This is a genomic window from Christiangramia fulva (assembly GCF_003024155.1).
GTDB classification, from domain to species: domain Bacteria; phylum Bacteroidota; class Bacteroidia; order Flavobacteriales; family Flavobacteriaceae; genus Christiangramia; species Christiangramia fulva.
The window spans coordinates 3,338,087-3,363,526 of sequence record NZ_CP028136.1; the positions used below are offsets into that span (position 1 = coordinate 3,338,087).

General features: G+C 39.6%; 24 protein-coding genes and 1 pseudogene. 16 read left to right on the forward strand and 9 right to left on the reverse strand.

The genetic code is table 11. The annotated features are described in order from the left end of the window. The first annotated feature begins 26 nt into the window (after positions 1-26). Positions 27-2,220, forward strand: a pseudogene (locus C7S20_RS14880) (TonB-dependent receptor). A 138-nt stretch (positions 2,221-2,358) separates the two neighbouring features. On the opposite strand, the gene C7S20_RS14885 reads toward C7S20_RS14880, so the two are convergent. The 3 genes from C7S20_RS14885 to msrA are packed head-to-tail and all read right to left on the reverse strand — an operon-like array spanning position 2,359 to position 3,864. Continuing rightward, complete coding sequence (locus C7S20_RS14885; RefSeq protein ID WP_107013218.1) at positions 2,359-2,664, reverse strand: hypothetical protein; 306 nt, start codon at positions 2,662-2,664, stop codon at positions 2,359-2,361. 42 nt (positions 2,665-2,706) lie between these two features. After that, on the reverse strand, positions 2,707-3,303 hold the full coding sequence (folE, locus tag C7S20_RS14890) for a GTP cyclohydrolase I FolE (RefSeq protein WP_107013219.1): 597 nt from the start codon (positions 3,301-3,303) through the stop codon (positions 2,707-2,709). After that, positions 3,304-3,864 carry a peptide-methionine (S)-S-oxide reductase MsrA gene (gene msrA, locus C7S20_RS14895; RefSeq protein WP_107013220.1) on the reverse strand — a complete coding sequence of 187 codons (561 nt, stop codon included), beginning with the start codon at positions 3,862-3,864 and terminating at the stop codon, positions 3,304-3,306. Positions 3,865-3,998: 134 nt separating this feature from the next. Here msrA and C7S20_RS14900 point away from each other — a divergent pair, with 134 nt between their 5' ends. From C7S20_RS14900 to C7S20_RS14940, 9 genes are all read left to right on the forward strand, one after another. Then, on the forward strand, positions 3,999-6,437 hold the full coding sequence (locus tag C7S20_RS14900) for a DUF5916 domain-containing protein (RefSeq protein WP_107013221.1): 2,439 nt from the start codon (positions 3,999-4,001) through the stop codon (positions 6,435-6,437). A 53-nt stretch (positions 6,438-6,490) separates the two neighbouring features. Further along, entirely contained in the window at positions 6,491-7,150 is a 660-nt protein-coding gene (locus C7S20_RS14905) for an ABC transporter ATP-binding protein (protein WP_107013222.1), read from the forward strand. Positions 7,151-7,167: 17 nt separating this feature from the next. Further along, positions 7,168-7,938, forward strand: coding sequence for a TIGR02757 family protein (locus C7S20_RS14910; protein ID WP_107013223.1), 771 nt, complete (start codon positions 7,168-7,170; stop codon positions 7,936-7,938). A 55-nt stretch (positions 7,939-7,993) separates the two neighbouring features. Continuing rightward, positions 7,994-9,214, forward strand: coding sequence for a sensor histidine kinase (locus C7S20_RS14915; protein WP_107013224.1), 1,221 nt, complete (start codon positions 7,994-7,996; stop codon positions 9,212-9,214). Between the two features lie 66 nt (positions 9,215-9,280). Next, positions 9,281-10,486, forward strand: coding sequence for a GAF domain-containing sensor histidine kinase (locus C7S20_RS14920; RefSeq protein ID WP_107014258.1), 1,206 nt, complete (start codon positions 9,281-9,283; stop codon positions 10,484-10,486). A 48-nt stretch (positions 10,487-10,534) separates the two neighbouring features. Beyond that, positions 10,535-12,454: a BatA domain-containing protein gene (locus C7S20_RS14925; protein WP_159039947.1), complete on the forward strand. Its 1,920-nt coding sequence runs from the start codon at positions 10,535-10,537 to the stop codon at positions 12,452-12,454. Further along, complete coding sequence (locus C7S20_RS14930; protein ID WP_107013226.1) at positions 12,451-13,704, forward strand: dihydroorotase; 1,254 nt, start codon at positions 12,451-12,453, stop codon at positions 13,702-13,704. The genes C7S20_RS14925 and C7S20_RS14930 overlap by 4 nt, the downstream gene beginning before the upstream one ends. 4 nt (positions 13,705-13,708) lie before the next feature. Next, positions 13,709-14,032, forward strand: a complete 324-nt coding sequence (locus C7S20_RS14935) for a DUF4870 domain-containing protein (RefSeq protein ID WP_107013227.1) — start codon at positions 13,709-13,711, stop codon at positions 14,030-14,032. Then, positions 14,029-14,691 (forward strand): alpha/beta hydrolase, encoded by a 663-nt coding sequence (locus tag C7S20_RS14940; protein ID WP_107013228.1) that lies wholly within the window; start codon positions 14,029-14,031, stop codon positions 14,689-14,691. The genes C7S20_RS14935 and C7S20_RS14940 overlap by 4 nt, the downstream gene beginning before the upstream one ends. On the opposite strand, the gene C7S20_RS14945 is transcribed toward C7S20_RS14940, so the two are convergent. Both C7S20_RS14945 and C7S20_RS14950 read right to left on the reverse strand, forming a co-directional pair. Further along, positions 14,674-15,168 carry a hypothetical protein gene (locus C7S20_RS14945; protein WP_107013229.1) on the reverse strand — a complete coding sequence of 165 codons (495 nt, stop codon included), beginning with the start codon at positions 15,166-15,168 and terminating at the stop codon, positions 14,674-14,676. The genes C7S20_RS14940 and C7S20_RS14945 overlap by 18 nt on opposite strands. Beyond that, positions 15,169-15,930 (reverse strand): MBL fold metallo-hydrolase, encoded by a 762-nt coding sequence (locus tag C7S20_RS14950; RefSeq protein ID WP_107013230.1) that lies wholly within the window; start codon positions 15,928-15,930, stop codon positions 15,169-15,171. 102 nt (positions 15,931-16,032) lie between these two features. Here C7S20_RS14950 and C7S20_RS14955 point away from each other — a divergent pair, with 102 nt between their 5' ends. Further along, positions 16,033-17,499 (forward strand): nicotinate-nucleotide adenylyltransferase, encoded by a 1,467-nt coding sequence (locus C7S20_RS14955; RefSeq protein ID WP_107014259.1) that lies wholly within the window; start codon positions 16,033-16,035, stop codon positions 17,497-17,499. A 79-nt stretch (positions 17,500-17,578) separates the two neighbouring features. Here C7S20_RS14955 and murA read toward each other — a convergent pair whose 3' ends face one another. The 3 genes from murA to C7S20_RS14970 all read right to left on the reverse strand — a co-directional run bounded on the left by murA (position 17,579) and on the right by C7S20_RS14970 (position 19,940). Next, a complete protein-coding gene (gene murA / locus C7S20_RS14960) occupies positions 17,579-18,892 on the reverse strand; it encodes a UDP-N-acetylglucosamine 1-carboxyvinyltransferase (protein WP_107013231.1) in 1,314 nt (437 codons plus the stop codon). A 14-nt stretch (positions 18,893-18,906) separates the two neighbouring features. After that, positions 18,907-19,545 carry a DUF4290 domain-containing protein gene (locus C7S20_RS14965; protein WP_107013232.1) on the reverse strand — a complete coding sequence of 213 codons (639 nt, stop codon included), beginning with the start codon at positions 19,543-19,545 and terminating at the stop codon, positions 18,907-18,909. Between the two features lie 101 nt (positions 19,546-19,646). Beyond that, positions 19,647-19,940 (reverse strand): DUF493 family protein, encoded by a 294-nt coding sequence (locus C7S20_RS14970; protein ID WP_107013233.1) that lies wholly within the window; start codon positions 19,938-19,940, stop codon positions 19,647-19,649. A gap of 81 nt (positions 19,941-20,021) precedes the next feature. Between C7S20_RS14970 and C7S20_RS14975 the strand changes: the two genes are divergently transcribed. The 5 genes from C7S20_RS14975 (at position 20,022) to C7S20_RS14995 (ending at position 24,552) form a co-directional block, all read left to right on the forward strand. Continuing rightward, on the forward strand, positions 20,022-20,555 hold the full coding sequence (locus C7S20_RS14975; protein WP_107013234.1) for an AAA family ATPase: 534 nt from the start codon (positions 20,022-20,024) through the stop codon (positions 20,553-20,555). An 8-nt stretch (positions 20,556-20,563) separates the two neighbouring features. Continuing rightward, positions 20,564-22,465 (forward strand): RecQ family ATP-dependent DNA helicase, encoded by a 1,902-nt coding sequence (locus C7S20_RS14980; protein WP_107013235.1) that lies wholly within the window; start codon positions 20,564-20,566, stop codon positions 22,463-22,465. Further along, positions 22,462-23,412: a methionyl-tRNA formyltransferase gene (gene fmt / locus C7S20_RS14985; protein ID WP_107013236.1), complete on the forward strand. Its 951-nt coding sequence runs from the start codon at positions 22,462-22,464 to the stop codon at positions 23,410-23,412. Before C7S20_RS14980 ends, fmt begins: the two co-directional genes overlap by 4 nt. A 186-nt stretch (positions 23,413-23,598) precedes the next feature. Then, positions 23,599-23,871 carry an HU family DNA-binding protein gene (locus C7S20_RS14990; RefSeq protein WP_006990442.1) on the forward strand — a complete coding sequence of 91 codons (273 nt, stop codon included), beginning with the start codon at positions 23,599-23,601 and terminating at the stop codon, positions 23,869-23,871. A 120-nt stretch (positions 23,872-23,991) separates the two neighbouring features. Beyond that, the gene (locus C7S20_RS14995) at positions 23,992-24,552 is read left to right on the forward strand and encodes a YqgE/AlgH family protein (protein ID WP_107013237.1); all 561 of its coding nucleotides are present in this window, start codon (positions 23,992-23,994) and stop codon (positions 24,550-24,552) included. Here C7S20_RS14995 and C7S20_RS15000 read toward each other — a convergent pair. Then, on the reverse strand, positions 24,549-25,394 hold the full coding sequence (locus tag C7S20_RS15000; RefSeq protein WP_107013238.1) for an aminotransferase class IV: 846 nt from the start codon (positions 25,392-25,394) through the stop codon (positions 24,549-24,551). The genes C7S20_RS14995 and C7S20_RS15000 overlap by 4 nt on opposite strands. Between the last annotated feature and the right edge of the window lie 46 nt (positions 25,395-25,440).

Sequence of the window (25,440 nt, forward strand, 5' to 3'; positions counted from 1 at the left end):
CATCATTAATCATTTAAAATAATAAGATGAAATTTAAATTATTCTTACTGCTTTTGGCAGTAGGCCCTTTTATATATTCCCAAAATCAACTTTCAGGGGTCATAAAAGACGCCGCCACCGGAGAACCGGTATTTAATGCGAATGTCTATTTTCCAGCGCTTGAAAAAGGAGCGGTAACCGATTTTGATGGAAATTTTATCATTAAAAATCTGCCAACAGGCACTTATAACCTTGTAATTTCTTCCATTGGCTATACCAGTATCACAAAAAATATAGACCTTCCGGTTTCTCAACCTTTAGAAATTAAGCTACAGAATTCGGCCGTAGAAATGGAAGAAGTGATCGTTTCAACGCCTTTTCACCAGCTTCAAAGCGAAAATGTTATGAAAGTGGAAAGAGAAAGTGTTTCAGAACTTGAAAAAAAAAGGAGCAGTAACTCTTTCAGAAGGAATTACGCAAATGCCGGGAGTCGAAAGCATCACCACAGGAGTTGGAATAGGAAAGCCGGTAATTCGCGGCCTTAGTGCCAACCGTGTTCTGGTCTACACCCAGGGAGTACGACTCGAAAATCAACAATTTGGTGATGAACACGGGCTCGGCATTAGTTCTAAAGGAATAGGAAGCGTGGAGGTGATCAAAGGCCCAGCTTCCCTACTTTACGGAAGCGATGCTATTGGAGGCGTGCTGTATTTAAATCCGGAATCATATGCAGCAGCAAATACCACACATGCCGAAGCTTCAGCCGATTATTTCAGCAACACGATTGGCTATCAGGCCAGCGCCATGGCTAAAACCTCTGGCGATCAGTTTAAATTTCTTGCCCGCGGTAGTTATGCCGCCCACAGCGATTATCAAACCGGCGACGGCTACAGAGTTACCAATACCCGCTTTAATGAAAAGGATCTGAAAACAGGGATAGGTTACCAGTCGGGTAAGTATAAAGGAGATTTTCGATATAATTTTAACAATTCTGAAATTGGAATTCCAGAAGAGATCGGGATCCAAAATACCGATAAAGGTATGATCCTTCCATATCAGAATGTTCAAAATCATATTCTGAGCCTGGATAATAAGTTATATTTTAAGAATTCCAGCCTGGACGCGAAAATAGGTTACCAGAGGAACAATAGGCGGGAATTTGAAGACAGCACTACTCCTGCCCTTGAAATGCAGTTGAATACGTTCAATTATAACTTAAAATATAACCTACCAGAAATTGGCAGTTTTCAAACTATTGCCGGAGTCCAGGGGATGATCCAGGAAAATTCGAATTTTGGAGAAGAAATCCTCATTCCCGATGCGAGAACCATGGATATTGGAGTTTTTACAACCTCTCATTATGAACTTGAAAACTGGGATTTTCAGGGCGGCATCCGGTTCGACAATCGCAATATCAAAACTTCCCGATCTGCCGATGCCGATCTTTTTGAGGTTGACCGTTCTTTCCGAAGCATCAATGCTGCTCTGGGAGCAAAATATGATATTGGGGATTCTTTTACCGCAAGACTAAATTTTGCAACCGGCTTCCGGGCTCCAAATCTTGCTGAATTAACCTCAAACGGAGTACATGAGGGCGCCAACCGTTTCGAAATTGGAAATCCTGACCTTAATAATGAACAGAATTTTCAAAGTGACCTGGCTTTAGAGTGGCGTTCACAGCATTTTGAGCTGTTCGCTAATGCTTTCAATAATTCGGTTAAAGATTATATTTATATTTCTCCTACCGGCGAAACCCGGCAAGGAAATGTTGTTTTTGAATATGTTCAAAGCGATGCGCGCTTGTATGGCGGAGAATTTGGTTTTCACCTCCATCCCCATCCTCTCGACTGGCTTCACCTGGAAAGCAGCTTTGAAACCGTTACCGGAAAACAGGACAATGGGAATTATCTGCCTCTAATCCCGGCAGATGCAATAAACACCAGTTTCAGGATAGAACAGGAAAAAGGAAATTTCCTGAGGAACAAATTCGCTTTTATCAGCTTAAAAAATGTATTTGATAAGGAAGAAACCAGTGATTTTGAAACTCCAACTGGAGGATATACATTACTCGGTGCAGGCCTTGGCGCTGATATAAGTCTTGGGAAAAGCGATCTGAGCCTGGGCATTAGTGGAAATAACTTACTCGACCGCAGCTATATTTCTCATTTATCACGATTAAAGACAGATGGAATTCCGAACATAGGAAGAAACATCAAATTTTCAGCAACCTGGAACCTATAAATAAAAAAGCTGCCTAAGATCTGTTTTTCGTCAACCTGAGTCTTTTTCAGGATCTTTTTAGAAGCTTAATTCCTTTTAAAATAAATTAAGCCTGACGAAAAGTTGATCTTAGGCAGCTTTCCTTCTTTTCCTTTTTCACTAATATGATTCCACTTCGATCACCTGAGGTTTTAGTGGCTGTTTTTTCCAGACGTAAGTGTATAAAAACATCAGGGTAAAAGAAGGTATAACATCTGTCCAGGGTAAAATTTCTTCAATAAATACAAGCACAGAAGCTATTTTACCATTTCTGCCAGGATACATTTCCCTCATTTTGCTGGCTGCGTAGGGAGCCCAGAAAAGATCCAGAAAAGGTCCGATTACAGGAATCGCGACGGTTGACATACCTATGAGGTCAAAAACCAGGCTTTTTACTAAAATTTTATTTCTAAACAATTTTCTCATCTATTGGTTTTCTCTGAATAGAGCAAAGAAAGTGCCATAATACTATTTGAGGTCTGAACTGATAAGTTTCAGGAATTCATTTCTGGTTTCAATTTTCTGAAACTGTCCGCGAAAACCTGAAGTTGTCGTGGCGCTATTTTGCTTTTGTACCCCGCGCATCATCATGCATAAATGCACGGCTTCGATCACCACGGCAACCCCTTTTGGCTGAAGGGTTTTATTAAGGCACTCCAGGATATTATGAGTTAGTCGCTCCTGCACCTGTAGTCTTCTTGCAAAAACATCAACAATTCTTGGCAGTTTGCTAAGACCAATAATTTTTCCGTTAGGGATATAGGCAATATGAGCTTTTCCGAAGAAAGGAAGCATATGGTGTTCACATAACGAATAAAGTTCGATATCCTTAACCACAACCATTTCGTCATAGGTTTCATTAAAAACAGCTTTCTTCAGGATCTTTTCGGCATCCATTTCATAACCCTGTGTTAGAAACTGCATGGCTTTAGCGGCGCGATCGGGAGTTTTAACTATTCCCTCTCTATCCGGGTTTTCACCAATAGCACCAATAATATCCTGATAGCCTTTTTTGAGCGTTTCGGTGGTTTCGTCGTGATACTGTTCAAAATATTTGTAAGCCATTTATAGTTTCTGTTTTAGTTTATCTGAAAAAAATTTGTTCAGCTTCTCGATTTTCGGATCGATGATATACTGACAATAAGGTTGCTGGCGATGCTGATTATAAAAATCCTGGTGCTCTTCTTCAGCTTTATAGAATTCTTTGGCCGGAGTAACCTCTGTTACAATGGGCTTATCATAAACCTTTTCTTTTGCAAGCTGCTGAATGACTTCTTCTGCTATTGTTTTTTGTTCTTCTGAATGATAAAATATGGCACTCCGGTACTGAGTACCAACATCATTCTGCTGCCGGTTAAGGCTTGTGGGATCGTGGGTTGAAAAGAAAATCAACAATAAATCCCGGTAATTTATGATTGAAGGATTATATATAATTTCTATAGCCTCGGCATGTCCCGTTCTCCCGGTAATGATCTCGCGATAAGCCGGATTTTTTATCGTACCGCCGGTAAATCCGGAGGTGACCTTTTCAACCCCATCCAACCTCTGGAAAACAGCCTCGGTACACCAGAAACATCCCCCCGCCAGCGTCGCCTTCTCTAATTTCTGTTTCTCTTTTTCGTCCATAATATATTTTTGTTTAGCAAATTTATATTTTATTTAAACAAACATGAAGCCTTTAACTTGAATTTAGGTAAAAGTTTTTGTGCCAAGCCCATTTCATGGTACTTTTGTAAAAATTTTTAGAATCGAGAATTTTCATGCATCCGAAAAACCTTCTTTTCCTTCTTCTTTCCTTTATTAGCTTTTTTGTCTTTTCCCAAAATAAACCATCCGTACGCAAAACATATACGGCAACAAAAATCACCAAAGCACCGGAGATAGATGGTATTCTGAACGATAAAGCCTGGATGGATGTTCCCGAAGCTAAAAATTTTGTAATGGTAGAGCCCGGTGATGGCGATCCTATTCCTCCTTCGCATGACACCAGCGTAAAAATTGTTTATAATGATGAGGCTGTTTTTGTCGCAGCAACTTTGAAAGAGCCACATCCGGAGAGGGTATTAAGGCAGCTTACCCAAAGGGACAACCTTAATCAGGCAGAATTTTTTCTGATGGATATCAATACCTATGACGACGGCGAAAACCAAACCCGTTTCATTGTTACCGCGGCCGGCACTCAGGCCGATGCAAGAATAACCGGAAATCATGAAGATTTTAGTTATAACCTGGTATGGAGATCAGCAGTTTCACAAGATGAGAATGGCTGGAATGTTGAAATGAAAATTCCTTATTCTGCGCTGCGTTTCCCGAAAAAGGAAATACAACGCTGGGGAATTCAGCTATACAGGGAAATCACTCACCTCAATGAAAACTACGTCTGGAATTATGTAGATAAATCGGTTGGAAAATTAAGCCAATATAATGGTCTTTTAAAGGGTATCAGGAACATAGATCCTCCGGTAAGACTAAGTTTCTACCCATATACCAGCTCAGAATTAGATTTTTATAAAGGAAAGACCCAATATAATTTTAGTGCCGGTATGGATCTCAAATACGGCATCAATGAATCTTTTACGCTGGACCTTACACTCGTACCCGATTTTGGGCAAACCGCTTATGATAAGGTAGAGCTTAACCTTGGGCCTTTTGAACAGATATATGATGAAAATCGGGCATTTTTTACTGAAGGAACAGAATTATTCAATAAAGGCCATTTATTCTATTCGCGTCGTGTGGGAAGCGCTCCTATTGGTTTTAATGATGCTCAGAAGGAATTACTGGAAAACGAAGAAATTGTTGAAAATCCTGATAAAACCAATCTTTTAAACGCACTGAAAATTTCAGGAAGAACCGACCGCGGACTCGGAATTGGCTTTTTCAATGCGGTCACTCAAAAAGCAGAAGCGGTTTTTCGTGACACCCTCACAGGAAATTTGCGCCGGTTAACCACCGAGCCGCTTGCCAATTATAACATCGTGGTACTCGACCAACGCTTTAATCAGAATTCTTCTATCAGCCTTATCAATACGAATGTTACCAGAAATGGCAATTTCAGGGACGGGAATGTCACTGGTTTTTTATTTGATATTTATAATAAATCTAATTCTTTTAATTTCGAAGGAGACGCAAAAGTCAGCAATCTGATCCTTCCAGATCAGGATCTCACCGGTTTTGCTTCCGATTTCAGCATTAAACGAACAAAAGGAAATTTTCGTTACCGGGTTTCCCATGAATTTGCCAATGGTACTTATAATATTAATGATCTTGGAGTCAATCGGGTAAATAATTACAGTAATTTTTTCGGCCGAACTTCTTATCAAATTTTTGAACCTCGAGGGATTTACAATGAATACCGCATTGAACTCTTCGGAAGGCATAGGCGAAGATATCGCCCAAATATAACCCAGAAAACCAGCGTAGGTGGAAACTTTTTTGCCAAAACCCGCACCCGTTTTGCTTTTGGTGGTTCTTTTGAAATTGATTCAAAATCGCGGGACTTTTTTGAAACCAGAACAGAAGACCAGTATGTATTATATCAGCCGAATGGCGAAATTAATGCCTGGATTTCTTCAGATTACCGAAAGAAATTCGCTTACGACCTGCGCGTAAAATATCAGAAATTTAATGAATCGCCTCAAAGTGACCTTTGGTTCAAAATAAAACCTCGTTTTCGCGTGAGCAAAAATTTCAACCTTACCTATTCTTTTGAATTTAGTAAGGAGCAGAACCGCCCAAGTTATGTCACGAAAGCTGAAGATGCCATCGTTTTTGGGAATCGCGATCAGGTAAGCCTGGAAAATTCTATACATGCCAATTACAATTTCAACCCTAAACAGGGTTTGAATTTGAGCTTCAGGAATTTTTGGGCAACTGCAACCTACGCCAATGGAGCCTACACTTCATTACAGGATCATGGCATGCTTTCGCCGTATAACTTCATTTTTACCAATGATACCAATCCTAACACCAATTTCAATATCTGGAATCTGGATCTGAGCTATCGCTGGCGGTTCGCTCCCGGAAGTGAAGCGGTTTTGCTTTACAGGAATTCTATCTTTAACCAGGATAGCCTGAGCTATTTAAATTACGAGGAAAGCCTTAATAATCTTTTTGAAGAACCAATTAGGCAAAACCTAAGCCTCCGAATTGTTTATTACATAGATTACAACCGCATACGCAGCTTATTCAACAGTTAATGCTTTGCGATTGTCACTAATTTGGCTAATTTCGGAGCTCTTATTTTTTGTTCATGATCATTGCCAGGAATATTCATAAATACTACGGAGATCTGCACGTTTTAAAAGCGGTGAATCTTCATATAGAAAAAAGCGAGATCGTTTCGATCGTAGGTGCTTCAGGAGCAGGAAAGACCACCCTGCTTCAAATTTTAGGAACTCTGGACCGTCCTTCGAAAAATGAGGACACTCAACTCGATATAAATTCAACCGATATTTACAGCCTTTCCTCAAAAGAACTTTCGAGGTTCCGGAACAGGAATATTGGATTTATTTTTCAATTTCATCAGTTACTTCCCGAGTTCACGGCCCTGGAAAACATCTGTATCCCTGCTTTTATTCAGAAAACGCCTAAAAAAGAAGCCGAAAAACGGGCTATGGAACTGCTTGGCTTTCTTGGGTTGAAGAACCGGGCTTCCCATAAACCCGGAGAATTAAGTGGTGGCGAACAGCAACGAATCGCTGTGGCAAGGAGCCTTATCAACAATCCGGCTGTGATCTTCGCTGATGAACCTTCCGGAAATCTTGACAGCGAATCGGCAGAAAATCTGCATCAATTATTTTTCAGGCTGCGAGATGAATTTAAGCAAACCTTCGTCATTGTTACTCACAATGAAGAGCTGGCCAATATGGCAGACCGTAAGCTCACCATGGTTGATGGCGCTATTATATAATCACATAAGAATTTCTTTTGAATAAAGCCGAATTAAAATCTTTTCTCGATTTCAAGGTCAGGCAATACAATACTCCTGAATTTATTGCATCTGATCCGGTTCAGATCCCGCATCAATTCAGTAAGAAAGAAGATATTGAAATTGCAGGTTTTCTTACCGCGACCATCGCCTGGGGAAATAGAAAAAGCATCCTTAACAATGCCGATAAACTTATGGAGCTTATGGACCGGGAACCCTTTGATTTTGTTTTGAATCACCAGCCAAAGGATCTTGATCGTTTCGATAATTTTGTACACCGCACCTTTAATTCGGTGGATTTGAGATATTTCATCGAGTCATTGCGGAATATTTATCAAAATCATGAAGGAATGGAAAGCATTTTCAGTGGTTTTCAACAGGGCGAGACCTTACAACCTGCTATTCATCATTTCAAAACTATTTTTTTTGAATTGGCTCATGAAAAAAGAACGGAAAAACACGTGAGCGATCCTTTAAAAAATTCTGCGGCAAAAAGGATTAATATGTTCCTGCGCTGGATGGTACGAAACGATAACGCCGGTGTTGATTTTGGAATATGGAAAAGCCTTTCTCCATCAGTTCTTTCCTGCCCTCTTGACGTACATTCCGGGAAAGTAGCCAGAAAACTTAAACTTCTCAAAAGGAAGGCCAATGACGCAAAAGCGCTTTCTGAACTTGATGAAAATCTAAGAAAATTAGATCCCGAGGATCCGGTAAAATATGATTATGCACTTTTTGGCATAGGGGTATTCGAAAAAGCACAGTTCTAGGCTTGGCTATCTCACAATTTTTAGTTTTCTTTAACATTTAATTTACACTACCTGTATGATTCAGCCGGTTCAGCCAATAAATGAAGAAAAGCGCCTTCAGGCCGTGAGGGATCTGGATATTCTGGATACTTCCCCGGAAGAAAGTTTTGACAGTATTACCACCATAGCCAGCCAGATTTGCAATATGCCGGTGGCACTCATTACCGTTATTGATGATAAAAGAAACTGGTTCAAATCTAAGGTAGGTTCTAAAATTTCGGAATCAAGCCGCGAAATTTCTTTTTGCACTCATGCCATTCTGGATCCAAAAAATATGTTGGAGATCAGAGATGCCAGCACTGATGAACGTTTCCGGGACAATCCGCTGGTAAATGACCAGAAAGAAGGTGTAAAATATTATGCGGGAGTTCCACTATTGGATCCCGAAGGCTTTCCGCTTGGAACTTTATGCGTTCTTGATTTTAAAAAAAATGCGCTTAACAGAAGGCAGAAAAAAGCATTGAAGGCACTGGGTAAACAGGTGGAGATACTTTATGAGTATCGCAAAAAGAATAAGGCACTGGAAGACATCAGGAACAGCCTTGATGAAAACAACAAAGTTTTGAGAGAATTTGCCAGCACCGTTTCTCATGATCTCAAAATGCCTCTGGCCAATATGATCCTTACCGCCGATGTATTAAAGGCCAAGTATTCTTCTAAGCTGGATGAAGAAGGGATTAACTATCTGAACTATCTCAAACAATCTGGCCTAACCCTGAGCGATTATATTAACGGATTACTGGATCACTACTCCAGCGGTAATTTTCATGCAGAAATTCAGCAGGAAATTTTCCTAAATGATCTTCTGGAAGATATCATAGACCTGCTTCAGATCAATGAAACCTGTGAAATAAATCTTCCTGACAATAATTTAAAAATTCACGGAAACAGTGCTGCTTTAGGGCAGGTATTCATGAATCTTATCAGCAACAGTCTCAAGTATAATAACCGGGAAAAGATTGTAATAGATATCGATTGTACTGAAAACAGGGAATATTTTAATTTCAGTATAAGCGATAATGGAATTGGAGTTCCCGAAGAAAAACAGCAGACCATCTTTGAGCTTTTCACTACAGTAGCCGATAAGGACCGCCAGGGCCGGAAAGGTCATGGTATAGGCCTTTCAACAGTAAAAAAACTCGTTGAAAGTTTGGGCGGCAGCATCACAATTGTTTCTCAAGAAGGAAAAGGAACACGAATGGAATTCTCAATAAAACGCTCAGATCTGGCAGATTAGGATTTTTTTATAGGGAAGTTGTTTATTTTTTGGATAAATTTAGTTCCACAATCTTTTTCGGGTAAAATGCAACATAAAATTGTTCCTTTTAATGAAAAGCTACGTCTGGCTGCGCTGGAGGAATATGCTATTCTTAATTCCGGCCCTGATAAAGATTACGACAATCTCACCTTTCTGGCAGCTTCTACCTGTGACGTGCCCTATGCAAAAATCAGCATTGTGGATGAAAACCGCATTTGGAACAAAGCGGTTTATGGCGAAGAAAGACTGGAAGAAATATCCCGAACCAATTCCTTTTGTGATCGGGCCATCCAGTCAGAAGAGAGCATTCTCATTATGAATAAAAGTGATTATCCGCAATTTTTTGAAAAAGCCAAACCGATTTATGGAAAAGAATTTGGTTTTTACGCGGGCGTTCCTCTATATAATCACCAGGGTCATGCCATTGCAGTTCTTTCCATTTTTGATACAAAGGAAAGGGAGCTTAATAATGTCCAGATTAAAGCTTTGAAAGCTCTTGCTGAGCAAACAATGAACCTTTTTGAATTCAGAAAGCAAAAAAATGAGCTTTACGAGGTTCAAAATAAACTGAAAGAAAAATATAAGGAGCTGGAAGGATTTGCCAGCCTGGTGTCGCACGACCTAAAATCTCCCCTGGCCAATATTATTTCTTTAAGCGAACTGCTGAAAGATGAGAATAAAGGCAAATTTGATGAAGAAACGGAGCAGTATCTTAAATTTTTGATAGAATCTTCATATTCCCTTAGAAATTATGTTGACGGAATTCTGAGTTTTTATCGCAGTGACCACGTGCTTGAAAAAGATTATGAAGACGTGGATCTTCATAAAATGTTGAAAGGGATCGCCGATCTTTACCAGGTTGCCGATGATATCAAAATTAATTATCCCGACGATGTTCTTTTAAGAAATGTCAATAAAGCAGCCCTCACCCAGGTTTTTATGAACCTTATAAGTAATGCCTTAAAATATAATGATAAGGAAATCAGGGAGGTAAACATCAGTTTTAAGAAAAAAGAGAAATATTATATTTTTTCTGTAAAAGATAACGGCAAAGGTATTCCAAAAGACAAGTTCAAGGAGATCTTTGAAATTTTCACCACTCTTGATGCTACCGACAGGCAGGGGAATCCCGGAAGCGGCATTGGCCTTGCGACCGTGAAAAAACTTGTTGAATCTATGGGTGGTGAGGTAAAAATAGACTCCACTCCCGGCAAGGGCAGCACCTTTACTTTCAGCATAAAAAGAAGGTAGCGCAAATTCGCTATTCATTTTCTATATTTGAGAAACCTTTTTGCTGATATGCATTTTCTACACCCGGAATTACTTTATGCTTTTTTCCTGCTTCTAATTCCGCTGATTGTCCATCTCTTCAGGTTACGTCGTTTCCAGAAAGAGGATTTCACCAATGTAAAATTTCTAAAAAAGGTTATTCAGGAAACCCGCAAAAGTTCCCGGCTTAAAAAATTTCTTGTGCTTTTTAGCAGAATGCTTCTGCTTGCCTGCATCATTATAGCCTTTGCGCAACCTTATATTCCTCATGGTCCAGCATCTTCCCGGGAACCCAAACGCCTTGTTTTTCTTGATAATTCCTTTAGTATGCAGGCGCCTTTAAATGACGTGACCTTGCTAAAGAACTCTCTCAATAGACTTTATGAAAGTCTGGGTGAAAACCTACAATTTGATCTTTTCACTAATGACCGTGAGTATTTCAATTTAAGTGCTTCCCAGTTAAAAAAGGAGCTTCAAAATGTCAATTTTACTCAGGAGAGATACGACTTCAGACAGCTTAGACTAAAGGCTGAAAATTATTTCAGAAAATATCCCAATTCGAAAAAGGAATTTATCTTGATCAGTGATTTTCAGCAAAATTTAGAAATACCAACTGAATTACCAAAGGATAGCATCAGCTATACCTTTCTGGCCCAGACACCGGGAGATTTCTTTAACAGCAGCATTGATACCGCTTACATCGCTTCCAGCGATCCTGAAAGCATCAATTTAAAGTTTGGTCTTTCCGCCAGCGGAAACAGCGAGGAAGATTTTGCTGTATCGGTTTATGACGGCGATAGATTGCTCGGAAGAAATACAGTTAATTTTTCGGAAGAACAAAATACAGAGATCCAATTCAGGCTTCAAAATGAAAAAATAAACAACGGAATTATAAAAATCGAAGATTCCGGCCTTCTCTATGACAATCGACTTTTCTTCAATATTGGCGAAAAACAGCCGGTTAAAGTCGTGGTTATTTCTGATGCTCCGGCCAGTTTCCTGGAAAAGATTTATACAAAACCAGAATTTGAAATTTCGGTCTTTTCGCCTACCCGAATTGATTTTAACCAGCTTAATTCGGCTAATCTTGTAATTCTGAGTGAGGTAGAAAATATTTCGGCTTCCCTCCTTAATAATCTTAAGAACATACATAAATCCGGAACCAGTCTGATAATTATTCCTCCGGAAAAGGCAGAAAATTATGCGTCTTTGCTGAATAATTTAGGATTCCCGGATTTTGGAGAAATTGTTCCAGCAGATAAGCTAATAACTGAAATTGAATTTGATCACCCGCTTTTAAGCGACGTATTCGAAGACCGCGTAGAGAATTTTGAATACCCGAAAGTTTCTAAATCCTTCCCCTTTAATTCTGGCAATCCGGTTCTTCGTTTTGCTGATGGCTCTCCCTTTCTTTCAGCGAATAATAATGTATTTATTTTCACGGCACCGCTTAACCGGGAGAATTCAAATTTTCTCAATTCGCCTTTGGTTGTTCCTGTTTTTTACAGTATTGGTTTACAGTCTTTTAAAACCAATGATTTATACTATTTATCTAATACTCAAAACAATATTGATATTCCTGTGAAGATAGAAAATGATCATGTCCTGCACCTGGTGAAAAACGACCTGGACCTCATTCCACAACAGCAGAATTTCAGCAACAAACTTGAAATACTTATTCCTTCAGAAAATCTTCCAGCCGGAAATTATAAACTGATAAATAATGAAAATGAAACAGGAACGCTGTCTTTTAATTATGGCCGGGAAGAAAGCAAGTTGAAATATGCTTCTCTTCAAAATCTTAAAAATGCAAGGGTCAAAAAAGATATCAACGACTATTTTTCTGCTGCAATTGCATCGTCTCATATAACGCTGCTTTGGAAATGGTTTGTTATTTTTGCATTGATCTTTTTAGCGATTGAAATGCTCCTATTAAAATTCCTCAAATGAAGCTACTCTTAAAATCGGTGACTATCATCGACCCCCAATCTGCTCACCACAAAAAGAAAACCGATATTTTCATCAAAGACGGTGTCATCGGGAAGATCGGAAAGAATATTTCCGAAAAGGCTGACCAAGAAATTCAGGTTAAGAATCTGCATGTTTCCAGGGGCTGGTTTGACAGTAGCGTGAGTTTTGGGGAACCCGGATTTGAAGATCGTGAAACCATTGCTAATGGTCTGGAGACCGCTGGAAAATCAGGATTTACCGCCGTGGTTTTGAATCCTTACACCCAGCCGGTGCTGGATCACAGCGGCAGTATAGCTTCGGTAAGGTCTAAAGCTGCAGGGCATCCCGTAAGCCTTTATCCTGCGGGTGCTTTGACGATAAAGAGCGAAGGCAAAGAACTGGCAGAACTCTTTGATATGCAGGAAGCCGGTGCCGTTAGCTTTTTAGATTACAAGCTCCCAATGGAAAATCCGAATTTGCTTAAGATCGCCCTTCAATATGCACGAAATTTCAATGCCGTGGTACAAAGTTTTCCGCAAGAGAACAGAATTGCCGGCCACGGAATGGTGAATGAACACAAAAAAAGTACTTCCCTTGGTCTCAAAGGAATTCCGAATCTTGCAGAAGAACTGCAGGTTACCAGAGATCTTTATCTTCTGGAATATACCGGTGGAAAGCTTCATATTCCCACAATTTCTACTGAAAAATCGGTTAAACTTATCAGGGAAGCTAAGAAAAAAGGCCTTGATGTTAGTTGTAGCGTAAGCGTGCAGAATTTGCTTTTAGATGACGGTGAACTGGAAGATTTTAATACCAATGCTAAATTGCTTCCGCCACTTCGCACCAAAACTGATGTAAAAGCATTGTGGAAAGGCTTAAAAGACGGAACCATTGATATGGTTACCAGTGACCATAATCCTATTGATGTGGAGCATAAGAAAGTTGAATTTGATAATGCGCTTTTTGGAAGTATAGGGCTGGAATCGGCATTCGGAGCTTTGGCCACAGCGGCGAATATCGAAGAAGTTGTTAAATTCCTTACCTCCGGAAAAGAACGTTTCAATATTCCTAATTTTGCCATTGAGGAACAAAAACCTGCAGACCTGAGTTTATTTATTCCTGAGGTTGAATATGAATTTTCAGAAAACGATATTCATTCTTCATCGAAAAACAGCGTATTCCTTGGTAAAAAGCTCAAGGGAAAAGCATGGGGAATTATTACAGGTAAGGGAATCATAAAAAATCAGTAAGATCATGAGCAGCTCACCAGAAGGAAAAACTACCGCCATAGTCGCGTATATCACGATCATTGGCACCATCATCGCTTATTTTATGAATCTCGATCCCAAAGATCCCTTCGCCAGCTTTCACATTCGCCAGGCCTTCGGTCTTCATATCACCTTTTACCTGCTGGGAGCACTTATGGGGATGGTCCACAGCGGCTTTATCGTGGGTGCTTTCTACGCTTTCTTTTTTGTTCTTTGGATTTACGGACTTGTAGCCGGTGTTCAGGGAGAAATGAAGGAAATTCCGATCTTAGGCCCTTTATTTCAGAAATGGTTTAGTACAATTTCATGATGGCTGCAAATCTTTCTTTAAAACATCTCGTTCGGAAACCAAAAAAAGAAACCACTGCAAAAGCTCCTGCTTTGATCATGTTGCATGGCTATGGCAGCGATGAAAACGACCTGTTCTCTTTTGCTGAAGAGTTGCCAGATGAACTTTTCATCATTTCTGCCAAAGCTCCTTTTCGTATGCAGCCGTTTGGAAATGCCTGGTATGCCATTCACTGGGATTCTACCGATGGGAAATTCAGCGATGATCAGCAGGCCATTGAATCAAGGGAACTTATAAAGAAATTCATAGATGAAGTGGTTGACAATTATCCTGTAGATCCTGAAAACATCAACCTTTTAGGTTTTAGCCAGGGAAGTATCTTAAGTTATGCCGTCGCGCTTTCTTACCCTGAAAAGGTCAAAAATGTGGTTGCACTCAGCGGATACATCAATGAAGCCATTTTGAAGGAAGGCTTTGAGAACAATGATTTTTCTCAGCTTAAGTTTTACTGTTCTCACGGTTCTCAGGATCAGGTGATCCCCGTGGAATGGGCCCGAAAAACCAAACCTTTCCTCGATAAGCTGCAAATTGAGAATTCCTATTCCGAATTTCCCGTAGGTCACGGCGTTGCTCCGCAAAATTTCTGGGAATTTCGAGAATGGTTAGCCACGAGGATATAAAAAGGATTTTTCAGCAGTGAAATTCAGCTTTCCATCCTCTCCTACTTCATAAGACAAAAAGACCTCACCCCAGTAAGTACCATCGGTAAAATCGGCAATGATCCATTTATGATTAAGGATCTTTATGCGATTGATCCGCATATTGCCTTCCATCCCCGCATAAGGAATAAGCGGATTATCCTCGTGGGCCTTATTTTGACTGATAATGGCATCTTCAATTTTTGAAATCAGGTTTTTAGTATCTATTCTTCTTTTTTCAAAATAAGAAATGGCTTCTTCGTTATTAGAAAGATTGAAGTAGTCATTACTTTCTATAGCCAATAAACTGTCATTTTCTTTTTTTGCCGCTTCCAGATCATTTTCAAGGGCGGTTATTTTTTCATCTTTATCACTGAGGATGCGCTTGTCATTCACATAAATGAAAAGGATAGACAGAAGTGCAAAAATGAATAAATAGATTAGAATTCGTTTACGCATTTAAATCTTGATTTTAAGATTATCATAGGCCAGGTGAACATTAGGGGGTAATTTCGCCTCCACTTCATCGTGAAAGCCAAGCAAATGGCTTATATGGGTAAGATAAGCCTTTTCAGGTTTCACCCTATCGATGAATTCCAGTGCTTCTTCAAGATTAAAATGGGAATGATGAGGCTCAACGCGCAATGCATTCACCACTAAAACCTTTAATCCCTGAAGTTTCTCCACTTCTTGATCTTCTATAGATTTTAAATCGGTGAGATAGGCAAATTCTTCCATCCTGAAACCAAATACCTGCAGGCGGTTATGCCAGAATTCAACAGGAATAATGTTAAGACCGTGAAAATTGAAAGCCTTGTTCTCAATTTCATGTTCCTGCACTCCGGGTGCGCCGGGATATTTATTTTCAGTAGTAAAAATATAATCGAAACGCTTGCGAAGGGCCTTTAAAACCCTTTTGTGTGCAAAAACAGGAATATCGCCCTGGCGGAAGAAAAATGGCCTGATATCGTCTAATCCCGCTGTGTGATCGTTATGCTCGTGGGTAAAAAGAATGGCGTCGAGATGCTTTACATTATTAGCCAGCATCTGCTGCCTGAAATCGGGGCCGCAATCGATTAGAATATTATAATCGTTCCATTTAACCAGTACAGAGACTCTCAATCTTTTATCTTTTGGATTCTTGCTTAAACATACCGGATGTTCACTCCCAATTATCGGGATTCCCTGTGAGGTTCCTGTGCCTAAAAATGTTATTTCCAAAAGGTGTTATTTTTGACACAAAAGTAATTATATTTTTTTGTATGCCTAGCGCTTTTAGTACTTTTGGGGTACACAAAGAAATGTTCATCAAAAAGAAAAATTATGCCAATTACCATAATGGGCGACAAGGAATTTGAAAATGTTCCTTCGATTAACAGTAAAGCCCTTCGCATCAATTTAAATGAAAATATCTACGGAACATTTTCAGAAATTGGTGCAGGTCAGGAAACGGTAAGAAACTTTTTCCGGGCCGGTGGTGCCTCAGGTACGATTGCGAAAGCAATGAGTGCCTACGACAAGGATTTTAGCGATGCTATTTATGGAGTTGAAAGCGATCGCCGTTATGTCACCGAGGCACGTTTAAAAAAGATGCTTTCTCATGAAACCCGCCTTATTGAAGAAAGAATTTCTCGCGAAAAACATCCCAATAAACTCTTTTTTACCTACGCCAACACGGTTGCAACCATCGATTTTGCCAAGAAATATAAAGGTCACGGATGGGTAGGCATTCGATACCAGGTGGAACCAAAAGAAGATTATAACGAAATTATTCTTCACATTCGTTTTCACGAAAACGACGCACGTCACCAGCAGAATACACTTGGAATTTTAGGTGTAAATCTTATTTACGGTGCCTATTACAAGTATGATAATCCTAAAAAATTACTTCGATATCTTTACGATCATATTGATAAAGACCAGATCGAGATCGATACCATCAATTTTTCCGGGCCGCGATTTGAAAATGTGGATAACCGCCTTATGAGCCTTCAGCTCGTTAAGAACGGGATGACCGAAGCGGTAATGTTCGGACCTGACGGAAATAACGTGCTGCCGGCAAAAATCCTTTACAAAAAGAATATTCTTGCTCTTCGCGGTAGTTTCAGGCCTGTTACCAAGGTAAATATGGATATGTACGAGCGCTCCAAAGAGATGTTCTTCAGGGAAAGTAAAGTTTCCAAAGAAAATACGGAGATCATTTTTGAGATCACACTTTCCAATCTTCGGGCAGAAGGGGAAATTGACGAAAGAGATTTTATGGATCGCGCAGAGTTACTTTGTTCCTTAGGCCAGACCGTAATGATCTCGAATTTCCAGGAATATTATCGCGTAGTTGAATACTTCTCAAGATATTCGAAACAGCGCATGGGATTAACCATGGGAGTTCAAAACCTTATAGATGTCTTCGACGAAAAATATTACCGCCACCTGAGCGGAGGTATCCTGGAAGCTTTCGGAAAGCTGTTTTTTAAAGATTTGAAGGTTTACCTCTATCCGCTTAAAGATCCGGATACGGGAGAAATTACTACCAGTGAGAACGTGAAAGTTCATCCGCGAATGAAAGAACTTTACAAATTCTTCAAGTATAACGGACGCGTAGAAGATATCACTGATTACAATCCCGAAATCCTGGATATTTATTCACGTGAAGTGTTAAAAATGATCAGTGAAGGTAAAGATGGCTGGGAAGATATGTTACCAGAGAAAACTACAAAAATGATCAAAGAGCAGAATCTTTTCCATTATAAAGAAAGCAAGAAGAAAGCTGAGAACACACAGAAAGTTTAAGTTTTTTTTCTACCTAAAAGTAAAGCTGCTCACGAAAATGAGCAGCTTTTTTTATTTATTTTTTTGCAAAGAAAGAGATCTACTCCAGTCTTTCAATTTTAGCTCCAATAGCCTTAAGTCTTTCTTCAATATTTTCATAACCACGATCGATCTGTTCGATATTATGAATGGTAGAAGTGCCTTTCGCCGAAAGTGCAGCAATTAAAAGAGAAATACCCGCGCGAATATCTGGCGAGGTCATGGTAGTCGCTTTCAACTGAGATTTAAAATCGTGTCCGATCACTGTAGCACGGTGCGGATCACAGAGAATGATCTTTGCTCCCATATCTATAAGCTTATCTACAAAGAACAGCCTGCTTTCAAACATCTTCTGATGCACTAAAATACTACCCCTGGCCTGAGTAGCCACTACCAAAATTATACTTAAAAGATCGGGGGTAAAACCGGGCCATGGCGCATCACTAATGCTCATGATAGAACCATCTATAAAACTTTGAACCTCGTAACCCTCAGTATGGGCAGGAATATGAATGTCATCTCCCTTTTTTTCTACGGTGATCCCAAGTTTTCTAAAGGTAGTGGGTATTATTCCCAACATTTCCCAGTTCACATTTTTAATGGTGATCTCGCTGCGGGTCATCGCCGCAAGACCTATCCAGGAACCAATCTCAACCATATCAGGCAAAATCGTGTGCTCGCAGCCACCAAGTTTTTCAACTCCTTCAATACTCAAAAGGTTAGAACCCACACCGCTTATTTTAGCGCCCATGGAATTCAGCATTTTACAAAGCTGCTGCAAATAGGGTTCACAGGCCGCGTTATAAATAGTGGTAGTGCCTTTGGCAAGAACGGCAGCCATTACAATATTGGCGGTGCCAGTAACCGAGGCTTCTTCAAGAAGCATGAAATCACCTTTCAATCCATTTGGTGCTTCAACGCCGTAAAACCTTTCTTCTTTATTATACCGAAAATTGGCTCCAAGTTTCATAAAACCCTCAAAGTGGGTGTCCAGTCTTCGTCTACCAATTTTATCACCTCCGGGTTTGGGAATAAAACCTTTTCCGAAGCGCCCAAGTAAAGGGCCCACGATCATAATAGAGCCTCTTAAGCCTCCCCCGTCTTTTTTAAATTGTTCACTGGAAAGATACTCCTGATCTAAATTATCACTTTTGAAGCTATAACTTCCCTTGCCAAGTTTTTCGATCTTGACACCGAGGTTTTTAAGAAGAGTGATAAGTTTATTAACATCCAGGATATCTGGAATGTTGTTGATCCTGACTTCTTCTTCGGTAAGTAAAACAGCGCATAAAATTTGGAGAGCTTCGTTTTTTGCACCCTGAGGCTGTATCTCCCCGCTTAAACGATGGCCGCCTTCAATTTGAAAAGTTCCCATTAAAAGTCAGAGATTTAGTGGCGTTTGCGGCCTCCTTTTCGGCCTGATTTTTTATTGCTTTTCGAGTATTTCTTTTTACCTCCACCCCGAATGAGATCTGAGGCTTCGCTAAGATCTTCATCGGCATTTTTAAGATTTAGCTTTCCATTGCTAAGTTCCTTTAGATGATCAAAAATGACCTTATCATCAACCGTATCGCGGTTCCAGTTCAGGTAAGACTTCTTCATATGATTGGCGATACTCAGTACCAAGGCTTCTTTAAGATCGCTCTCTTCCCAGTCTTTCACCTCGTCTATCATCTTCTTGATATTGTTTCCGTAGAAGCGATATTTGGGATTATTTTCAGGATAATCCAACCCCTCAGGTCTTTCGGCGAGCATTTCAGGCGTAGGTTTTGGAAAAGGAGAGTCCACATCAAGCTTAAAATCGCTGATGATGAACAGCTGGTCCCATAGTTTATGCTGAAAATCGGGAACATCACGTAGATGAGGATTCATATTACCCATTACCGAAATTATGGACTGGGCAACTTTATTCCGTTCCTTATCATCTTCAATGCTTACGGCATGTTCCACCATTTTCTGAAGATGTCTCCCGTACTCGGGAATTATGAGTTTACTCCTTTCAGAGTTGTATTCTAATGCGTTGGTCAAAATTGAAATTTAATTTAGGTAATAAATTTTTGAAGAAATTCTCCTGATTGCAAAATACTAAATATTCAGTAAGAACTGCAAAATAATAAAGGTTTTGTGAATTATAGCGAAATCACCCCTTCCACCTTTTTTGCCACCTCGCGGTATTTTTCAATGACCGCGTCGGGATTTTTCATTCTTACATTTATAGAAACGCTGGTGTAGGTACCTTTTTTCGATTTTTTTGTTTCAATAACCGCACCAGTGTTATCAAAAATTTTCTCCACCTGGGAAATTTGCTCTCCTTTGGTAGGAACGATGAATTTATAAAGATATTCTGAAGGCCACATTGAAGTATCCTGAAGCTGCTTCTTTAATTTTGCGTAAAATTCTTCTGAATCTTTCTTATCACTCATATTTTTCTCCTTCTGTTTTATGCAAAGATACAAGGAATGATTACATTTTTATAATCAATTTCAATTGTCGAAATTTGCCCTGTGAAAACAAAGAAAATTGTTATTACCGGCGGGCCTGGTACCGGAAAATCATCTATTGTAAAAGAACTCGAAAGAAAAGGTGAAACCTGTCTCCATGAGATTTCGAGACAAATCACCCTCGATGCCAGAAAAGATGGAATTGAGCAACTGTTCCTTTCGCGGCCATTGTTGTTTAGCCAAAAACTCCTGGAAGGCAGGTTGAAGCAATTCCATGAAGCCACCGCCTTTGAAGCCGATCATATTTTTATTGATCGCGGCCTGCCCGATGTAATAGCTTATATGGATTTTTTCAATACTCCTTATCCCCAGACTTTTGTAAATACCTGTGGAAAGCACCGTTATGATGAAATTTTTTTTCTGCCCCCCTGGGAAGAAATTTATCAAAGTGATAACGAGCGCTATGAAAACTTTGAAGAAGCCCTGAAAATTTCGTCTTATCTTTATAAAACCTATAAAGATTATGGATATAAGCCTATTGAAGTCCCAAAAGATAGTGTGGAAAAACGCTGCAGGTTTATTCTCGAAAATCTCTAAACGCTAATTTGCAACAGGAAGCTTTAAAAATACTCGAAAAATACTGGGGTTTTCAGGAATTCAGGTCGCAGCAGGGCGAGGTAATAGAATCTATACTTTCGCAGAAAGATACTTTAACCCTATTTCCCACCGGTGGCGGTAAATCTTTGTGTTTTCAAATTCCCAGCTTGATCCAGGATGGTATTTGCCTGGTAATTTCTCCACTGGTCTCTCTTATGGAAGATCAGGTAAACGCGCTGGCGCAAAAGAATATCAAAGCTATGGCCATTACCGGCGGTATTTCGTTTGATGACCTTGATCGCATGCTCGATAACTGCATCTACGGAAATTATAAATTCCTTTATCTTTCTCCGGAAAGGCTTCAGCAGGAAATTGTTCGGGAACGAATAAAGCAGATGCAGGTAAATCTTATCGCTGTAGATGAAGCGCATTGTATTTCCCAATGGGGCCATGACTTCAGGCCTGCCTACCGGAATATTGCGGAATTACGCGAACTTTTACCCGAAAGTCCCGTAGCCGCTTTTACGGCAACTGCCACAAAAGAGGTTGTTAAGGACATTTGTAACCAACTAAAACTGAAGGATGCTGCGATTCATAAAAAATCTTATGAAAGATCTAATCTTAAGTATGAGGTAATTAGGACTGAAGATAAATCTTACCGGTTAAGACAGATCCTGAAGGGAGATTCGGCCATTATTTATGTAAGAAGCCGAAAAGCCACGCAGGAAATTTCTGAGTTCCTCACAAAAAATAATATTACCGCTGCACCTTATCACGGCGGTATGAAAAAAAATGAGAAATCGGCTATTTTCGAAAAATGGATGACCAATAAAACCAGCGTCATTGTTGCTACCACTGCTTTCGGAATGGGAATTGACAAGCCCGATGTTCGAACCGTGATCCACATCGATCTTCCGGAAAGTCTTGAAAGTTATTTCCAGGAAGCCGGACGTGCGGGAAGGGATGGTAAACTTGCAAGTGCTGTAATTCTCACCAATGATGCCGATATTCCTGTTTTAAAAAATCAGTTTTTACATAATCTTGCTTCAGTAGAAGACCTGAAACTGGTTTACAGAAAGTTAAATTCATACTTTGTCATTGCTTATGGCGAAGGTGAAAACACCGAGCATGATTTTAATTTCGCCGATTTCTGCCATCAGTACCAGTTCAACTCCAATAAAACCTATAATGCCATTCAGCTGCTGGATCGTTGCAGCATTTTGCGTTTTACCCAAAACTATAGAAAGAAAACAGAGATACAGGTGCTCTTAAGCGGAGCACATCTGGATCTTTTTCTGGATGAAAACCCAAAATATGCTTCCTTATTAAGAACGATTTTGAGAAATTACGGTGGGATTTTTGAAAATCTCATCCCATTCAGCCTGGCGTCAGTTTCAGAAAAATCGGGAATTTCAGAAGAGCGAGCGATTGGTATTCTGGAGGAACTGGCCGAAAAGGAAGTGATCGATTTCAATTTTGCCAGGCATGATGCCAGTATTACATTTCTCGTTCCCCGTGAAGATAGCGCTACTATAAATCCGGTTATTCCTTTTATTCAGCAATATAACCAGTCAAAAAAAGAAAAGATCGAGGCGGTATTAAAATATGTTGCGAACGATACCAAATGCCGGCAACAGCAATTACTGGAATATTTCGGGGAAACTTCTATTCGCCCTTGCGGAAAATGTTCGGTTTGTGTTTCAGAAAGAAAAGAGCTGACAAAAAAAGAGATGAACGAAATTTATATGGGTATTGAAAAAATCCTTCAAACAGGTCACAAAACTTCAAGAGAACTGGTAAACGAATTGCCTTATGCCGAAGCTTCTGTAATAAAAGTCCTAAGTTTGCTGGTAGAAAAGGGAGTTTTGAAAACAACTGTAGATAATAAATACCAATTAGTTAAGAAATGAGAGATCTGAGGATCGTTTTTATGGGCACGCCCGAATTTGCCGTTAAAAGCCTTGAAGCCATTTTAAAGGAAGGATTTAATGTGGTGGGAGTTGTGACCGCTCCAGACAGGCCTGCCGGAAGAGGCCGAAAGCTTCAGCAGAGCGACGTTAAACGTTACGCCGAATCGAAAAACTTAAAAGTATTACAACCCTCAAATCTGAAATCGGAGCAATTTCAAGATCAGTTAAAAGAGTTAAATCCAAATGTACAGGTGGTGGTGGCTTTTAGGATGCTTCCCGAGAAAGTGTGGAAATTCCCCAAATATGGGACCTTTAATTTACATGCTTCCCTCCTGCCTCAGTACCGCGGTGCGGCGCCCATTAATTGGGCAATTATTAATGGAGAACAAAAAACAGGCGTTTCAAGCTTTTTTCTGGATGAAAAAATTGATACCGGATCTATAATTCTCCAAAAAGAACTGAAAATTTCAGAAAATGAAAATGTTGGCGAATTGCATGACAGGTTAATGGAAACCGGTGCCGACCTGGTGGTGAAAACACTTAACCTGATTGCCAAAGACAAAGTGAAACCAACCCCGCAACTTCCATCTAAAAATCTGAGGCCGGCTCCAAAACTTTCTTCGGAAAACACTAAAATAGACTGGAATGATTCAATTGAAAATATACATAATCTAATTCGGGGTTTAAGTCCATATCCCGTTGCCTGGTCATATCTTGAAAATTCTCCAAATGACGAATTCAGGGTAAAGATCTATGATGGAGAGAAGATATACCAGGAACATCATTTGCCGAACGGTACTATATGTGTGCAGGGTGATAAATTAAAAGTTGCCGTGGACCATGGCTTTATATTGATCAAAGAAATTCAGCTTCCCGGGAAGAAAAGAATGAAGACAAAAGACCTCTTAAATGGTTTTGATTTCGCCCCCGAAGCTAAAATGCGCTAAAGCCTTATTAACACTGATTTTGTTGCATTTTAATAAAAAACAATTATCTTTATTAACAAATCCGCCAAGTTATTAACAAATAGAGGCTTTTGCCTTGCTATTACTTGCGTGGCAAAGAATTCCGTATAAATTTGTATACCAGTTTAACAGAATGTTTAACCAACAATTAATTTTAAAATTCAAATTATGAACAAAACAGATTTAATCGATGCAATGGCTGAAAACGCTGGAATTTCTAAAGCAGCAGCGAAAAAAGCATTAGAGTCTTTCCTTGAAAACGTAGAAAAATCTCTTAAGAAAGGAGACCGAGTATCACTAGTAGGATTTGGATCATGGTCAGTATCCAAAAGAGCTGCTCGTGAAGGAAGAAACCCACAAACCGGAAAAACCATTAAAATTGCTGCTAAAAACGTAGTGAAATTTAAAGCCGGAGCAGATTTACAAAAAGCTGTGAACTAATAATTTGTATTAGTAAATTCTTAAAGCCTTCCTAACAGAAGGCTTTTTTTATTTAAAATTTTAGTAATAGTATTGCTTTATTTGCAGGAAATATTTAGTTTAGACATAAAGACTGCTATTATGATCGCAATAAAACCGACCAAAGGCCATCTTCTAGTTGCAGAACCCTCTATTATAGGTGATGTTTCTTTTAACCGCTCTGTGGTGTTACTTGCCGATCATTCCGATACCGGCTCGGTAGGTTTTATCCTGAATAAAATCCTCGATTTTACACTTAAAGACCTCATTCCCGATATAGACGGGGATTTTAAAGTATATAACGGCGGGCCCGTAGAGCAGGATAATCTTTATTTCATTCATAAAATTCCAGACCTGATTCCCGACAGCATTGAGATCGCCAATGGGATCTACTGGGGAGGAAATTTTGAAGTGGTGATGGACCTTATCTCTAAAGGCCTTATCGATGATAAACAAATAAAATTCTTCCTGGGATATTCCGGATGGGATGCTAACCAGTTAGATGAAGAACTAAACAGTCATTCGTGGGTGGTCACCGTTAATGAAGATCACACAGAACTTCTTGAAAAACCCTATAATTCCTATTGGAAAGACAAGATGCTCGAGCTGGGAGGTGAGTATATGTTGTGGTCTAATTCTCCCGAAAATCCAACTTACAATTAGGCTAATCTCGCCTGTACATTCAGTTTACCAATCAATTCCTTAGCTACCTTATAGGAATATTCTTTTTTGCGGTACTTGCTTACGGGCTGAATTCCCATGGCCACATTAGTAATGAAAATTTCGTCGGCTTTTTGTAGCTCAAAGGGTGATATTGAAGTTTCCTGAAAGTTATAATCTTCCATTTTTTTCAGAATATTGATCAGCTGTTTCCGAATTATTCCGTTTAAAGCCCCGTCGGTAAGCGGTGGCGTTTTGATCTCATTTCCTTTTACCAGAAATATATTTCCGTTAAGGGCTTCCACTACATTTTTCTTTTCGTTGATCAGCAAACAATTATCATAAGAATTCTCACGGGCAAAAATACTTCCAAGGACATTTACCGCGCGATTGTTCGATTTGATGGTAGAAAGCAAGCCACTGGTAACGTAATGATCTTTGAAAAGTTCGATTTCATAAAAATCTTCTTTCAGCAAATAAAAGGAGCTTTCCATTTTTTCAGTGCTTATCACATAACCAATTTCCCTGGTAGCGGGAGTATAATATCCTCCCTGAAGGCGATAAACAGCAAAACGAACCCTGGCAGCCTGCTGAGAAAGTTGGTTCGTTTCAATAATTTCCAGGATCTCTTTTTCCAAAAATTCGGGAGAAAACTGAGCGGGGATCTCCATTCTCATGATACGCATGGAAGCCATTAGCCGGAAATAATGGTCTTCCCAGAACATAATTTTACCGTTGATGACGCGTATGGTCTCAAAAACCGAATCACCGTAAGCAAAACCACGATTAAAAACCGATAATTTAGCTTCCTTTTCGTCGACTATTTTTCCTTCCAGATTGATCATAAAAAAACCCCGTTTTTAGCGGGGTCAAAGGTACTATTTATAAAAT